17 protein-coding genes are annotated in these 14,379 nt (G+C 32.8%); 11 read left to right on the top strand and 6 right to left on the bottom strand.

Features of this window, described 5'->3' with window-relative positions; all coding sequences use genetic code 11:
• Window positions 1-6: 6 nt before the first annotated feature.
• Window positions 7-1,278 carry a lipid IV(A) 3-deoxy-D-manno-octulosonic acid transferase gene (gene waaA, locus Q0K76_RS05620; protein ID WP_294612696.1) on the bottom strand — a complete coding sequence of 424 codons (1,272 nt, stop codon included), beginning with the start codon at window positions 1,276-1,278 and terminating at the stop codon, window positions 7-9.
• 5 nt (window positions 1,279-1,283) lie between these two features.
• A complete protein-coding gene (gene orn / locus Q0K76_RS05625; protein WP_294612699.1) occupies window positions 1,284-1,847 on the bottom strand; it encodes an oligoribonuclease in 564 nt (187 codons plus the stop codon).
• 79 nt (window positions 1,848-1,926) lie between these two features.
• Here orn and rsgA point away from each other — a divergent pair, with 79 nt between their 5' ends.
• From rsgA to Q0K76_RS05675, 10 genes are all read left to right on the top strand, one after another.
• Window positions 1,927-2,955, top strand: a complete 1,029-nt coding sequence (gene rsgA, locus Q0K76_RS05630) for a small ribosomal subunit biogenesis GTPase RsgA (RefSeq protein ID WP_294612702.1) — start codon at window positions 1,927-1,929, stop codon at window positions 2,953-2,955.
• A gap of 130 nt (window positions 2,956-3,085) precedes the next feature.
• A complete protein-coding gene (locus tag Q0K76_RS05635; RefSeq protein ID WP_294612704.1) occupies window positions 3,086-3,580 on the top strand; it encodes a hypothetical protein in 495 nt (164 codons plus the stop codon).
• Window positions 3,581-3,605: 25 nt separating this feature from the next.
• Window positions 3,606-4,013: a hypothetical protein gene (locus tag Q0K76_RS05640; RefSeq protein ID WP_294612708.1), complete on the top strand. Its 408-nt coding sequence runs from the start codon at window positions 3,606-3,608 to the stop codon at window positions 4,011-4,013.
• 308 nt (window positions 4,014-4,321) lie between these two features.
• Window positions 4,322-4,804, top strand: coding sequence for a pentapeptide repeat-containing protein (locus tag Q0K76_RS05645; protein ID WP_294612711.1), 483 nt, complete (start codon window positions 4,322-4,324; stop codon window positions 4,802-4,804).
• A 298-nt stretch (window positions 4,805-5,102) separates the two neighbouring features.
• Window positions 5,103-5,576: a hypothetical protein gene (locus tag Q0K76_RS05650; RefSeq protein ID WP_294612714.1), complete on the top strand. Its 474-nt coding sequence runs from the start codon at window positions 5,103-5,105 to the stop codon at window positions 5,574-5,576.
• A gap of 91 nt (window positions 5,577-5,667) precedes the next feature.
• Window positions 5,668-6,069 (top strand): hypothetical protein, encoded by a 402-nt coding sequence (locus Q0K76_RS05655; protein ID WP_294612717.1) that lies wholly within the window; start codon window positions 5,668-5,670, stop codon window positions 6,067-6,069.
• Between the two features lie 152 nt (window positions 6,070-6,221).
• Entirely contained in the window at window positions 6,222-6,746 is a 525-nt protein-coding gene (locus Q0K76_RS05660; protein ID WP_294612720.1) for a hypothetical protein, read from the top strand.
• Between the two features lie 312 nt (window positions 6,747-7,058).
• A complete protein-coding gene (locus Q0K76_RS05665) occupies window positions 7,059-7,460 on the top strand; it encodes a hypothetical protein (RefSeq protein ID WP_294612723.1) in 402 nt (133 codons plus the stop codon).
• Window positions 7,461-7,733: 273 nt separating this feature from the next.
• Window positions 7,734-8,018, top strand: coding sequence for a hypothetical protein (locus tag Q0K76_RS05670; RefSeq protein WP_294612726.1), 285 nt, complete (start codon window positions 7,734-7,736; stop codon window positions 8,016-8,018).
• Window positions 8,019-8,186: 168 nt separating this feature from the next.
• Window positions 8,187-8,537 (top strand): hypothetical protein, encoded by a 351-nt coding sequence (locus Q0K76_RS05675; RefSeq protein WP_294612729.1) that lies wholly within the window; start codon window positions 8,187-8,189, stop codon window positions 8,535-8,537.
• 406 nt (window positions 8,538-8,943) lie between these two features.
• Here the strand turns inward: Q0K76_RS05675 and Q0K76_RS05680 are convergent, their stop codons facing one another.
• Both Q0K76_RS05680 and dauA read right to left on the bottom strand, forming a co-directional pair.
• Window positions 8,944-9,480, bottom strand: coding sequence for an HdeD family acid-resistance protein (locus tag Q0K76_RS05680; protein WP_294612731.1), 537 nt, complete (start codon window positions 9,478-9,480; stop codon window positions 8,944-8,946).
• A gap of 195 nt (window positions 9,481-9,675) precedes the next feature.
• Window positions 9,676-11,349: a C4-dicarboxylic acid transporter DauA gene (gene dauA / locus Q0K76_RS05685; RefSeq protein ID WP_294612734.1), complete on the bottom strand. Its 1,674-nt coding sequence runs from the start codon at window positions 11,347-11,349 to the stop codon at window positions 9,676-9,678.
• A 263-nt stretch (window positions 11,350-11,612) separates the two neighbouring features.
• Between dauA and Q0K76_RS05690 the strand changes: the two genes are divergently transcribed.
• On the top strand, window positions 11,613-12,968 hold the full coding sequence (locus Q0K76_RS05690) for a histidine-type phosphatase (RefSeq protein ID WP_294612737.1): 1,356 nt from the start codon (window positions 11,613-11,615) through the stop codon (window positions 12,966-12,968).
• Between the two features lie 125 nt (window positions 12,969-13,093).
• Here Q0K76_RS05690 and dtd read toward each other — a convergent pair whose 3' ends face one another.
• A complete protein-coding gene (dtd, locus tag Q0K76_RS05695) occupies window positions 13,094-13,528 on the bottom strand; it encodes a D-aminoacyl-tRNA deacylase (RefSeq protein WP_294612740.1) in 435 nt (144 codons plus the stop codon).
• 7 nt (window positions 13,529-13,535) lie between these two features.
• Window positions 13,536-14,378 carry a virulence factor BrkB family protein gene (locus Q0K76_RS05700; RefSeq protein ID WP_294612744.1) on the bottom strand — a complete coding sequence of 281 codons (843 nt, stop codon included), beginning with the start codon at window positions 14,376-14,378 and terminating at the stop codon, window positions 13,536-13,538.
• Window position 14,379 lies beyond the last annotated feature (1 nt).

Below are 14,379 nucleotides of genomic sequence, written 5' to 3' on the forward strand. Positions count from 1 at the left end.
CAATCCTTATTTTGAGGTAAGATAACGATTGATTATTGCAAGTAATCGATGAAGCGCACCTTGATTTTGTTTTAATACTTGATAAGCGTGTTCGCCCATTTGTCTGCTCATCATCTTATCATTTAACAGATGATCTATTGCTGAATATAAGGCATCAGCTGAATTTGTGCAAACTGTCATTCCCTTGGCAGCAATTAATTGTTCACAAATTACTTTAAAATTGAAAAAGTGTTCACCACTAATAATGGGAATATGGTGTAGTGCTGGCTCTAGTGGATTATGCCCGCCGTGTTCAACTAAACTACCACCTACAAAGGCAATATCGGCAAGAGCATAAAGCTCTAATAGTTCCCCCATGGTATCGCCTAAAATGACTTGTGTTTGTGCTGTTGGCATTGCGTTACTACTGCGACACAGGTAATTAAATCCATTATCAGTAATGAGTTTTTCAACTGCTCTAAAACGTTCAGGATGACGAGGCACAATAATTAATAACAAATTTGGATGCGGTTTAAGTAAATGTTTAAATGCGGTTAAAATTATTTCATCCTCACCGCTATGAGTACTAGCAGCAATCAAAGTGGGGCGATTTAATTGCCATTGCTGTTTTAGTTGTGCTATTTTTTTTTGTTGTTCCGCGGTTAAGTCAATATCAAACTTAATACTTCCGGTAACAGCTAAGTGACTAGCTGGTAGGCCGAGCGAAACAAATCGTTCACCATCTTGCTGGTTTTGTGCTACTACCATACTAATTTTAGACAGTAAGTTGCTAATGGCTCGTCCTAATTTTCGATACCTATTCGCTGAGCGTTCAGATAATCTGGCATTAGCAATAATCAGTGGGATCTGGCTTTTATTACATTGACTAACCAAGTTCGGCCAGAGTTCTGTTTCCATAATTATGACTAACTTTGGCTGGAGTATTTTTAGAAAACGTCTGATTGCACATGGTAAGTCATAAGGTAAATAGACATGACTGACACTATTATTTAAGAGATCTTTTACTCGCTGTGAACCGGTTGGTGTCATGGTCGTGACGGTTATTGGCAAATCAGGATATTGCTGCTGTAACGCTTTAATTAAAGGTATTGCTGCGATAGTTTCACCAACCGAAACAGCATGGACTAAAATTCCATCTGGTTTGACTTTATTGTTGCAAAAGCCATAGCGTTCAAGTATGCGTTGACGATAAGCAGGGGCTTTACGACTGCGCCATAACAATTTTAACCAAACTAATGGTTGTATTAAATAAACTAAGATAGTATATAGAATTTGCATATAAGTTAATTAGTTATATTAAAAAAGTGTTGGCGATAATAACTAAGCTCGGCAATCGAATCACGAATATCATCTAATGCTTGATGAGTACTCTGTTTACTGATTCCTTTTAAGATTTGCGGTTTCCAGCGTTTAGCCAGTTCTTTGATAGTACTGACATCTAAATAGCGATAATGAAAATAACGCTCTAACATTGGCATATAATTAAATAAAAATCGGCGATCTTGTCCAATGGTATTACCACAAATTGGTGAGCTATTTTCTGGTACCCATAGTTTCAAGAACTCTATAGTTTGTAATTCAGCTTGTTGTTCAGTAATGGTACTTTGACGAACGCGCTCAATTAGACCAGATTTTCCATGAGTAGTTTTATTCCAATCATCCATTAATGCCAGTTGTTCATCTGATTGATGCACGGCTATTACCGGACCTTCGGCAAGAATATTCAGGTCAGAATCGGTAACAATCGTCGCAATTTCGATAATACGATCAGTGCTTGGATTAAGCCCTGTCATTTCAAGATCTATCCAAATAAGATTATTACTGTTAATTTGAGATTGTGTAGTCATATTTTGTTGTAGAAATTTCTTTTTGATGCCGAGTAGTGTAGCATAACTGTCAAACTGTTTTAGTAAAAAATTAGTGACCGTGGCGAAAAATAAACTCTCTCAAAATCAAAAAAGGCGTGTTGCAGCTAAACATCAACAACGTTTAACGACGCAACAAGATGAAAATTTATCAAATTTTTCATTACCCCGAGATGGTGTGGTAATAAGTCGTTTTGGTAAATCTGCAGACGTTGAAGATAGTAGTGGACAGATCTTTCGTTGTAGTATTCGTCGCACTTTACCCTCATTGGTAACCGGTGATAACGTTATGTGGCGTGAAAGCTTAGAGCCTAATACGAATGGTATTATTGAAGCTGTACACCCGCGTCATTCTGAACTGGTACGTCCTGATTTTTATGATGGTGTTAAACCAGTAGCGGCAAATATTGACCAAATTGTGATTATTTCAGCGGTATTGCCAGAATTGTCATTTAATATCATCGATCGTTATTTGGTGGCATGTGAGGCAATAAATATCAAACCAATTATTGTATTGAACAAAATTGATTTATTAAGTGAAGAACAACGAGCTGAGGTTGAGAATCAATTAGCAATTTATACTGAAATTGGTTATTCGGTAGTATTGGTTTCATGTCAAAATGAACAAGGTATTACATTATTGCAAGAAGCTTTACAAAATAAAATATCGATTTTAGTTGGCCAATCAGGGGTTGGTAAATCGAGTATTATCAATTTACTATTACCTGAACAATCGCAATTTGCTATGACAGGGAATGTGTCTGAATTATCAGGGCTTGGTCAACATACTACAACTTCGACCAGACTTTATCATTTGCCAAATGGTGGTGATATTATTGATTCACCAGGTATTCGAGAATTTGGTTTGTGGCATTTAGATCCAGAACAGGTTATAAATGGCTTTAAGGAGTTTGATGCTTATTTAGGTGGTTGTCAATTTCGTGATTGTAATCATTTAAATACTCCAGGATGTTTGTTACAACAGGCAGTCAAAGAAGGTAAAATTGCACCATCTAGGTTAGAGAATTATCACCGAATTTTACATACGATGCAGGAAGTAAAAGCTAAAACCAATAAAAGTTATAAATAGTCAAGATTAATTTGACCAAGACAAATTGGTAAGAACAAATTTAAACAACGCTTTAGTGTTGACCTAAAAAAAGAGAAGTATCAGGATGATCCTAAGGATTTTAATTACACGATAATCGATATTGATACTCATGTCCCGTAGACTAAAATTAATTACGAGAGGTAGTAAAATGGGTGATATTAATCCCTATAACCCTTTTCCATGGAGATTTAGAGGCGATATAAGAGATGGTAGCTATTGTGAACTTGATCTTGATGATGGCAAAACGACTCGCTTTATTGTAATAAGAGTAAAACCTTATATGCCGGATGATGACTATGAAAGAGAATGCCAATTGGTTGAACTAGGTGTTTATACTTGGGAAGGTATGTATCCAGAAATAGAAAAACTTGGCTATATGCCTGACCGAAATAAAGTTTTTTGGTTATATAATGTCTATGTGGATGATATTGAAAAAGAATTTTTAGTTGACTCTGATTCGGAAGTGTTTGCAATGAATGCCAAAAATTGTGAACAATTTGTATTTGATGATTTTTACAAATGCATGGCTTTTTTAAAAGAAAAATATCATGTAGCAGAAAAAGACTTCAAGAAAGAATGGGAAACAAATTATCCTAAATATTGACTTACAAATCGATATAGCGATACAGATGAAAACTGACATAGAACTTTTAATAGCAGAATATTTAAAAGAAGTAGCAAACGTAATAGCTGTTTTCTCTACCAAGATTGGAAGAAAAGATATTTTACGAGCTTGGGGCGAAGAGTCTATTCCCGCAAAAGGCGAAATTTCCAAAAATGTGTTTTATGAGCTTCATGGTATTGGATGTTATTTATCATATAAAGATTATCATATAGACTTTGATTTTGGTCCGAAAGACCGAATTGATGGATTCGACTTATATAAACTTAAGGATTATGCTCAACAATTTCCTGATAAATATCCACAGTATCAAGATGGAACTATTTTAGAAAAGGATTTTAATAGATTAATTGAGTTAGGAATCATTTCCCAAAAATACATTGGAAATAGTTGGTTGTATTTTTTTAATAATTAGATAAATTAAACCAATTATGGTAACTGATGCTCATGCAAAAAAATTGATAGTAAATCAGCAATCAAAGATTTGTACTATAATGATTTACATATAGCTAAAAAAATCTACATTGAAGCAATTTATGGCTGTCAGTAAAATTACTAAAGATGCTAATGTGATTGTTGAAAGTAATCATTAATATATATTGTAGACAAGATAGGTGTGATTTTGCCTGAAACAATTCCCAAAACCCTTTCATTTAGCCAAATACCTCGAATTAAATCTATATCTAAAATTGTCGTCGATTTTATCGATTGGAGTAATAAGTAATGATAATACTTAAGTTTGAAACAGGAGAGATCCAGAAATTCGATGTTAATAGTTTGGATGGATTTAATTTTGATAATAGACAATTACATACGGCTATATTCGAAGGCATGTCATTATATAAAGCTAGTTTCCGATCTGCCAATTTACGGAGTGCTAATTTTGCTCATTGTTTGTTAAATCAAGCTGATTTTAGCAATTCATTATTAATGAATGTAAATTTTATAGCGGCTTGTTTAATCAGCACCAATCTTACTAATGCTAAGCTAATGGGAGCAGAGTTTCTCAATGCTAATTTGATGAATTCCGATTTATCCGGAGCTGATTTATTTAATGTAAATTTAAGTAATACAAATTTAAGTGGGGCAAATTTAACAGCAGAAAGGATTGAGGACGCTTGTTTTGACAAAGCTATTTATAATAAGGATACGATTTGGCCTGATGGTTTTTCTCCTATCAATAAAGGTGCAATGTTAGTCATATGATAAACCGGAAAGATACCTTTATACAAAATATCAATATTTATCTATCGCTGGTAAGTAATGGATATAACAAGGCGGAAAACTATCGTTTGTTGTCGCAATTATATCTATGCGCCTGATTGGTGGTTGCGATTTTAGTGCACTGGTATAGTTAAACGATCGCGCATCAGTTTATTCTTATGTCAATGACCAGTATATATCATGGTAGAGAACAACTTATAGATAAATATTATCGGAAAATTGATAAAAATGGTAAATCAATAGGCGTATTGATTAATAATAAAAATGAATAGGAAAAATTATGACAAATGATGTAAGAGGTTATATCAATTATTCGGGCGAAAAGAATCTAGCTTCTTTGATAATATCTATAGAACAAAAATATAATATTGGAATAAAGGCGATTAAACTTGATGAGTTATATAATTTTCCTTCATCAATATTATCTGATGACAATAAAAAAAGATTTATTTTTACAATTGGTGATGACAATGAATATTATAACGCAAGCTTTTTAATTGATTACATTGATTATGCACCTGAAGCAGATATAGGGTACCCAATAATGGCTAAAGATCGACTTAATATTCTTTTAGATGCTTTGTCAGACATAATTAAAATTACTAATGCATCTAAAATGGTTATTGCATTAACTGACAGTTGTCAAATAGCAACAATAAAAAAAATAAACTTCACTGAGATGCGAGAAACTATTTATGCTGATTTTGAAACCTATCAAGCGCCACCAGATACACTTTATGAAATCATATGTTAATAAAACTACCAAGAGAATTCTCGCTTAACTAACAGAAGCTGATTTATCATTTTCTGGTAGGCAACTGGCTAATATTATTTAAAGGAATTCTATGGTATTAATTAATTTGAAAAAAATATGTATAGATAATGATGATTTAATATTATATCGAACGTTTCACGAAAGTAATGGACGTTATTTAGAAAGAGAAAATGAGTCAGAAAAGTTCAAGATATTATGGAATGTTGATGATGCATCTCCTTCTGTATTTAAAAATACACAAGATATTAATATGTTAATGGAAGATCTTAAAGCAGTCTTAGATGAGGCTCATTCTCAAAATGACAATGAAATGTGTAATCACCTAAAGGAAATATTTATACTCTGTAAATTATGTTTATGGAACAAGGGTTTATTTTATTTAGAATTTACTCCTTGGGGAGTAACTTTAGATAGTTATCCCTGCAATCTTCCCGAGAAATATAGATTTAACATATCAACTATCGATGAATGATTTCTCGCTATAACTCGGTCAAGTAGTTTAATCGGTTGGCGGGAGTAAACGGCGTTAGTCACGTATTCCGGCGGTGGCAAACCAAGCCGTTCCCCCAATCGATATGTCTGCCGGAAAGAACGAATATTTTCATATTTACAGGTGATAATAAAATGATAATGACGAATTTCTACAAATCATTTTTGAATAAAATAGATACTTTATTTTGTGGGGTGAATATAACTGATATTATATCTATCAGTGATGAATATGATGATCTTATTGATAATACTATTTTTTTGGAGATTGATAATCATAAGGTTATCGGTTTTTATATTAATGGTATGAATCCATACATCACAAGAAATCGTATTAGTGAATTTGATGATTTTAATTTGTATGCATTATATTCACAGTTAAAAGAAAATAAATTTGGAATTCCATCCTCTTTTATTGTTGGATATATAAAAGTTATTTTCAATCCTGATTATGATGAGGTTGTTGCAATTTATTTATCCTCATCTGATTGTTCATCATCTATTCTTATTATATTTTCAGTGGATGAATTATATATATATAATGATTTTGGTGAAAAAGATTTAATTAGATTGATAAGGGAAAAGCTTTTTCAATATGAAAATACTGATTTTCTGATATTTCAAAAAAGTTTGACTGATTCTGATTGGATTAAATCATAAAATTTATGACCGGAAAGATCTCCCTCGATCTTTCCGGTTTATTTATTTTTATTGTCATGTTATTCATTAAACCTGTATAGCCGATTCAATAATCAACTTACCGTCCTCAACGGTCAAATGGTTATCGACTGCTCAGTAAAAAAAATCTGCTCTAGCCAATGACCTTTAATGTGGAATATAACGTCTTATCTCAAGCAAGGAAACATGGAAAAGTTGATGCATTAAATTCATTAAGTCATTTAAAAAATAAGCTGCTTACTTCTGAGCTAGTGAAAAGAACTAAAAACTTTTAAATATAATCAGGGATTAGAGATGAATGACTCTCCTTTTATTAATCTGTATTTATATGATAAAATTTCAGAAAAACAAATCCTTTCAAAGCTAGAATTTATAACGGGATTAAAAACTGATTCAATTAACTTCCCAAATCAAGATGGTATTTTATACGTATCACATATAGATTTTTCCCAAGGTTTTAAGACAGAAGTATCAATTTATTGGCCTGTTGATCTAAATAATATTGTTGATGGTTACCATATCGCAAAAGAATTATCTTATGCATTAAATGTGCCAATTTTATTTGATGCCAGTCTGTTTGATTCTGATGCTATGACTGTTGACGGTGATGATATATGGTTTTTAACTATGTGTAATAGACAATTAGAACAAGTTAATATTGAGATATTAGAAGATGGGATAGATGTTTGTCCATAAACAATAACAAAACCAATAATGAAGCTTGTTGACTTAAAATTAAAATAATACAAATCTAATGTGTATTAGTTTTGACATTAGTTAATCTAATCAGCAATATTGGATGATTTTTCTTACTCTAAAGGAATTAAAGGTGCACATAATGCAAATGCTTTTTATGATGCATCGAAATATATGGAATAAACATTTTGAATTCACCAACAAATATTCAGATTGGCTAAGTGACTTGTATTTTTCGGGTGATTTCAAAATTAATCTAACAGGTTTTTAATTATGAACGATATCGTTGATCTTATTGATATGATAGAGAAAAGGCCAGCATTGTATTTAAGCAGGTGCACTATATCTGCGTTAAAAGCCTTTTTAGATGGTTGGCAAATAAGAGATCCTAAAGGAATTATCAATTTAGATGTGTTAGTTTATTTTCAACACTATATTGAGGATTATTATGAAATAAGTGGTCATTCATGGGACAAGATAATTTTATTGTTTTCTCAAGATGAATATGATGCATTGAATAATTTTTTTATTAGATACAATGAAATAAAAAATAAATAAGCCTGAATGCCTTAAATGCATCAATAATGTTAAATTATCTTATTGAGGCGGTTTAAAGAATAATGTCTCCAACGTCTTAATCAACTCATTTTGATTGACTAAATTAAGTATGTTCCTTTAAGATTGACCCCAATAGCTTGTCTCATAGATGAGAAAGGAAAAAAATAAATGTTTATTCGATCTTTTCCAGATGAAATAGATTTGTTAGCTTTTTTTGAGGGAGAACCTATTTTTCAGAATGCGCAGGATTTGCACTTTGCATACAAATATACTGATCAAAATGAAATGTCTTTAATTTTTTCGTTTAGTGCAATTGAAGGTTGGATACAAACAGTTATAGAGTTTAAACAGAAAATAGTAGCACACAATCTAATTGAGGGTGTGGAATATTTTAAAATAGAAAAAGATGTAAATGGTGAGTACCTAATGACCGAGGTTGTATTAGAGGACACAAGAACGGAGGTTGAAATAAGATTGCAACCTTTTATTTTTACAAAATTTTTAACGTTAATAAAATGATTAACTAATCCGTCTTTAATTTAATCATAAGGTTCATCTTATCAAGGATTTATCTATTTCACTTTATCTTAGACCTGCCCCTCAATCCTGATAATCAATAACCCCTGTTGAGCATTGATGGTTATAGAAAATAGTTATGTTCCTTCTTATGATGAGGTTGGTGAATTTGAATATATCAATTCAATTGATGATTTATTTAGCTATCTGGCAAAAATAATTTGAAGTTAGATGATTTTATTAGAGCAGCAGACTATGAAGTCTATCCATTGTAGAATTTAAGGAGTAGTTATAATTATTTATTTAAAATATATCGGAATGTATCGTTGCTATTGACTGGAGTTGTACCCGATCCGGGTAGCAACTCAGAAACAGTCAGATTGATCATGTCAAAGTATTACCGCTAAAGTTATTGCTTTTTTAAAGCAAAACCAATAGCAATGTAAGCCCAACCTTGAAATACCAAATCAACACCTAAAAACATGCCTAACACCCAAAGGCTATCATATGGCCAGCCACTAATAATGATTAAACCTAGAATAAGTGTGATAATGCCCGATGTTAGTATCCACCCCCAGCTAGGTAAATTGCGATTGTTAAAGGCTGCTAATATTTGGGTAAAGCCACTCATAATCAATAAAAAGGAAATAACCAAAGTTAAAGCTGATGAGATGGCAATGGGTTGAAAAAATGACATTAACCCAATGAAGATATATAAAATCCCCATAATTGCCCATAATGCAGTTTGACCAAAACCTTTAATACTAAACGAATGTAGTGCTTGAGCAATACCAGCAATGACAAGCAATGTACCAATAAAATAAACAGAAAAAACAGTGGCAATAAATTGGTAGCCTAATGCTAAGCATCCTAATACAATTAAAATTACTCCAACTAAAATAAACCAGCCAGATTTTTGTTTGAGATTGTTTATGTCAGATATCATATCATTTTCCTATTGTAGTTATGGTTAACTTCAGGTTTTATAAAAACATCTTTCGAATCAATAGATCTGCCTAATGTTATTGGCAGAAGAAGAGAGAACGAGTAGGACATAAAGCTAAGTATGCCATGACAATCTTCACATTGAACATATCATGGCATATATTGGTTACACGTTATAATAAAACAAAATATAAAATTAACTTTTATCTTTCAGTGCTTCATCCAAAGTTGAAAAAAACATCAATTTATTAGGGACAGGTACAATTTTTGCTCGTGCTAATGTTTTAAGTGGTTGGAATTGTAATTCACAAATTGATAAATCGACTTGTTCAGGTAATTCATCAATAAAATGTATTAAGGCATTAAGCCCTCCAGCATCCAGAATGGGTACGGCATCCCATTGTAATACAATGTGATGATAGCCATTAATTTTTTGGTATAGTTCTAAAAAAGTGCGCTCTGCAGCGGCAAAAAACAGTGGCCCACTAATACGAAGAACTAAAGTTTTATCGTCAGTTTTATTTAGTTCCACTAAGCGCGTCATTCGAGCAATGCGACGCATAAATAAAATAGATGCTAGCACGATACCAATTGTTATGGCAATAACCATATCGAATAATACAGTTAATGACATGCAAATAAGCATTGTTATTATATCATCTTTAGGTGCGCGTTTAATAATGTAAATTACTCGTTGGACCGCACTCATATTCCACGCCACAATTAGTAATAATGCCGCCATCGCCGATAATGGAATAAAGGATAAAATAGGGGCAAAGCATATTAGTGCCAGTAAGACAATTAATGAATGTAAAACGGCTGATATAGGTGAAGTTGCGCCAGCTTTTACATTAGCAGCCGAACGAGCAATTGCTGCGGTGGCTGAAATGCCACCAAAAAATGGCGCAATAATATTACCTAAACCTTGTCCAATCAGTTCACTATTGGAGTGATGTTTAGTATGGGTCATTTCATCTAACACGACTGCACAAAGTAGCGATTCAATCGCACAAAGCATTGCCATGGTTAACGAAATAGGGAGCAGAGCTGAAAGTGTTGTCCAATCCCATCGAAAATCAGCATGCTGCCAAGGTAAAATAAACTCTGGTAATACCGGTGGGATTCCATGTCCAACCGTGTTATCACTTAGAGTATAAGTAAAGCGTGAACCAATTGTTTCAATATGATAATTAAATTGGTTAAATATTAGCATCACAATAATACCAGCGATTAAGGCTGGTAAATGACCAGATATCCTAACACGGAGTTTAGGCCAGACAATTAGGACTGTTAGTGTTACAATACCAACCACAGTATCGGCTATATTAATAGTTGGTAGTGTTTTAGCTAACGCAATGACTTTGCTAAGATAGCTTTCGGGCATATGTTCTAGTGTTAAGCCAAAAAAATCTTTAATTTGCATGGTGGCAATGGTGATAGCAATGCCTGATGTAAAGCCTAATACTACAGGTAATGGAATATATTCAATCAACCGACCTAAGCGAATCACACCCATTAAAATCAGAAATAGACCAGACAGTAATGTTGCAACTAAAAGTCCAGATAAGCCAAATTGCAATGAAACAGGGTATAAAATAACCACAAATGCCGCTGTAGGGCCAGAAACACTAAATCGTGAACCACCGGTTAAAGCAATCACAAAGCCTGCAATGATAGCGGTATAAAGTCCATGTTGTGGTGGAACACCGCTAGCAATCGCTAGTGCCATTGCAAGTGGTATAGCAATAATACCAACGGTTATACCGGCAATTAAGTCTTTAAAGAAGCGCGAGATGTTGTAAGGATTATTTATACATGCTGAAATAAAAGCACAACCAATTTTTGTGCTACTGAATCCATATAATTTCATTGTTTTTTATCAATTAAGCAGGGAGTTATCTTCAATGGTGTATAAGATAATCTTTTTTACAAAAAATAAAAGAGTGTGGTTAAAATAATCGCTTATTTTTTGACGCAATGGATGGGAAAAGGTAAAATTAAATGTCATTAATTATTGGGTAAATAATTAAATTTGTTCCATCTGTCACATATTTATCTAAATAGCATTTACTTGTTCATATTTTTTAATCTCAATTTAGCAATAAAATAAGGTATTTAAAAATGGGATTTTTTATGGATAACTCTAAAAAATTGCTTCCGATTTTTTTAATTGTCTTTTCTTCAATGAGTTTTGCACAGCAAATGACGGTTTCTGGTTCTAAAACTGCTTATCAGTACGATACTACACAACATTTAACACCTGCACCTAAAGGGTATCAAGCTTTTTATATCAATCATATTGGGCGTCATGGTTCTCGTTATATCAGTAAAGAAAAGTATGAAGATATTGCTTATAACATTTTGCTATTAGCTGACAAAGAAGATCAATTAACTAATAGAGGTAAAGCGTTACTTAAACAAGTCGCAACGATTATGCAACTTAATAAAAACCATTATGGTGAGCTTACTGATCTTGGACGTAAAGATATTAGCTTAATTAGTCAACGAATGCTTGCTAATAATCCTACGGTGTTTAAAGGGCAACAGCTTGATGTAATTACCTCAAGTTCACCCAGAGCAAAAGAAACGTCCAAAATTTTTATGCAAGCTTTTAATACTAAATATCCTAATGTTGAAATAAGGCAACAACCCGATGATGCACAAACGTTATTACGTTTTTTTGACTATTCACCTGCTTATTATGAATATAAAAGCAGTAAAACTCTTAAAAAAGCGATTAAATCACTAGAACATGCTCCGCAAACTATACAAATGGGTGATGAAATTGCTAAAAAAATCTTCACCAGTGATTTTTCTAGTAAATTAAATAATGGTGTTGATGTAATAGGGAAATCAACAATTAAAACTAATGATTTTGTTATTGCAATCTATCAACTTTATCAAGAATTACTTGCGTTTCCATCGCAAGTTTTAACTGATAATCATCTTGACCTTAGTACTTATTTCTCATTAGAAGAACAAACATGGCTGAATACCGTAGTTGGTACGAAAAATTATTTACAAATTGGTCCAGCATTTGATGCAAATGGTATCCAAATTAAAATAGCCGCACCATTATTATGGCATATGATACATACTGCAGATGAGGCAATAGCTAATCAAAAGCTTGATGCCAATTTGCGTTTTGCTCATGCGGAAACGGTATCGCCTCTAGCAACCTTACTTGAGATTAACGGCACATATACGGTGACTAATTCGCTTTTTGATTATCCTTCCGTTTGGCAAGCAGATAAAATTGTTCCTATGAGTGCCAATATTCAATGGATCTTTTACCAAAGCCAGCAAACTAACCAACCGGTTTTAGTCAAGGTATTATTAAACGAACAGGAAGTAAAAATTCCAGTACCAACTAATAATTATCCTTATTATCGTTGGCAGGATGTTAAACAGTTTTATATTAATAAATTGAATAAACTAGGCTTGACGGACAGCCAAAATACGCTTGAAATGTTAAAAAATTTAAAATAGTCTATATAAATGTAATGTATATTTATTGTTTGTACTAAGCATATATTTATGCAGATTAAATCATTATTAACCAGCATTATATGTTGTTTTAGAATCTTTTTTAAAAAGTAGCCTTTGGTTGAAGATTAAACTTGTAACCAAAATGTCACTGGCCCATCATTAATCAGTGAAACTTGCATATCAGCGGCAAATTGACCTGTTTGTGTTTGGATCTGTTTTTGGCATAGTTCAACAAAAAATTGATAAAGCTTATTAGCTTCTTCGGGCTTAGCTCCTTGAGTGAAACTAGGTCGCATTCCTTTGTGAGTGTCAGCGGCCAAAGTAAACTGAGAAACAACTAATATTTCACCGTTTATTTGTTTTACATTGAGATTCATCTTACCTTCATGGTCGCTAAAAATGCGATAACCCAAAACCTTTTCACAAAGGCGCATTGCTTTTTGCTCATTATCTTGTTGTTCAATACCAAGTAAAACGAGTAATCCATGATTAATCTGTCCAATAATTTGATTATCAACTGTAACACTTGCTTGTCTAACACGTTGGATTAAGGCGATCATGGTATAATTACTCCGACTCTGGGTTATGGTTAAAGGTGAGTTTTTTTTGTCGATTGTAGTCAGTTAGTGTTGCTGCAAATTCTGCACCAAATAAAACTATACACCAAGAACAATAAATCCAAACTAACATAATTGGAATGGATGAAACTACACCGTAAATAAGTTGATAAGTTGGAAAAGAAGTAACATAAAATGCAAAGGCTCTTTTGCCTAATTCAAACAATATGGCTGCTACAATAGCGCCAATAAGTGATTCTTTAAATGGTACTGACTCGGTGGGGATAATGCTGTAAAGTAACCAAAATCCTACAACAGAAATAATAAATGGCAAAATACTAAGCAAAATATTTCCGGTTGCGGCCGCTGATAACCATTTTAAAGAAAAAATATAAGAACTAATTGCAATACTTGAACCAACTAAAATTGGGCCTAAGGTTAAGATGGTCCAGTACATAGTTAAATTATAAATAAAAGAGCGTTTACGCTTAGTATTCCAAATATGATTGAGCGCATTATTAATAGAATTAATTAATAACAAAGACGTTACAATTAGTCCTACTACGCCCAAAATGGTCATTTTTTTTGTATTGGCAATAAATTGTTCAAGATAATTTTGAATCGTATCCCCAGCGGTAGGCACAAGGTTATTATAGATTAACTGCTTTAGTGAGTGACTAATTTCATTAAACATAGGGAAGGCTGATAATAACGAAAAAATAACAGTAATAAGTGGAACAAGTGCCAGTATTGTCGTATAAGCGAGCCCAGCAGACAAGGTAGTCAAGCGGTCTTGAACAATCCGAGACCATAACATTTTTGAAAAAATCTGTACTTGCTTAAATGTTGTCATA

The sequence above is a fragment of the uncultured Gilliamella sp. genome, from assembly GCA_945271295.1.
Classification (GTDB): Bacteria; Pseudomonadota; Gammaproteobacteria; order Enterobacterales; family Orbaceae; genus Gilliamella.

Bases quoted from the DNA above. Each gene is read 5' to 3' on its own strand.
- orn (WP_294612699.1), bottom strand. From the start codon at position 1,847: ATGACTACACAATCTCAAATTAACAGTAATAATCTTATTTGGATAGAT.
- Q0K76_RS05660 (WP_294612720.1), top strand. From the start codon at position 6,222: ATGATAATGACGAATTTCTACAAATCATTTTTGAATAAAATAGATACT.
- Q0K76_RS05655 (WP_294612717.1), top strand. From the start codon at position 5,668: ATGGTATTAATTAATTTGAAAAAAATATGTATAGATAATGATGATTTA.
- Q0K76_RS05680 (WP_294612731.1), bottom strand. From the start codon at position 9,480: ATGATATCTGACATAAACAATCTCAAACAAAAATCTGGCTGGTTTATT.
- waaA (WP_294612696.1), bottom strand. From the start codon at position 1,278: ATGCAAATTCTATATACTATCTTAGTTTATTTAATACAACCATTAGTT.
- Q0K76_RS05700 (WP_294612744.1), bottom strand. From the start codon at position 14,378: ATGACAACATTTAAGCAAGTACAGATTTTTTCAAAAATGTTATGGTCT.
- Q0K76_RS05635 (WP_294612704.1), top strand. From the start codon at position 3,086: ATGTCCCGTAGACTAAAATTAATTACGAGAGGTAGTAAAATGGGTGAT.
- Q0K76_RS05690 (WP_294612737.1), top strand. From the start codon at position 11,613: ATGGATAACTCTAAAAAATTGCTTCCGATTTTTTTAATTGTCTTTTCT.
- Q0K76_RS05650 (WP_294612714.1), top strand. From the start codon at position 5,103: ATGACAAATGATGTAAGAGGTTATATCAATTATTCGGGCGAAAAGAAT.
- dauA (WP_294612734.1), bottom strand. From the start codon at position 11,349: ATGAAATTATATGGATTCAGTAGCACAAAAATTGGTTGTGCTTTTATT.
- Q0K76_RS05645 (WP_294612711.1), top strand. From the start codon at position 4,322: ATGATAATACTTAAGTTTGAAACAGGAGAGATCCAGAAATTCGATGTT.
- Q0K76_RS05640 (WP_294612708.1), top strand. From the start codon at position 3,606: ATGAAAACTGACATAGAACTTTTAATAGCAGAATATTTAAAAGAAGTA.
- dtd (WP_294612740.1), bottom strand. From the start codon at position 13,528: ATGATCGCCTTAATCCAACGTGTTAGACAAGCAAGTGTTACAGTTGAT.
- Q0K76_RS05665 (WP_294612723.1), top strand. From the start codon at position 7,059: ATGAATGACTCTCCTTTTATTAATCTGTATTTATATGATAAAATTTCA.
- Q0K76_RS05670 (WP_294612726.1), top strand. From the start codon at position 7,734: ATGAACGATATCGTTGATCTTATTGATATGATAGAGAAAAGGCCAGCA.
- Q0K76_RS05675 (WP_294612729.1), top strand. From the start codon at position 8,187: ATGTTTATTCGATCTTTTCCAGATGAAATAGATTTGTTAGCTTTTTTT.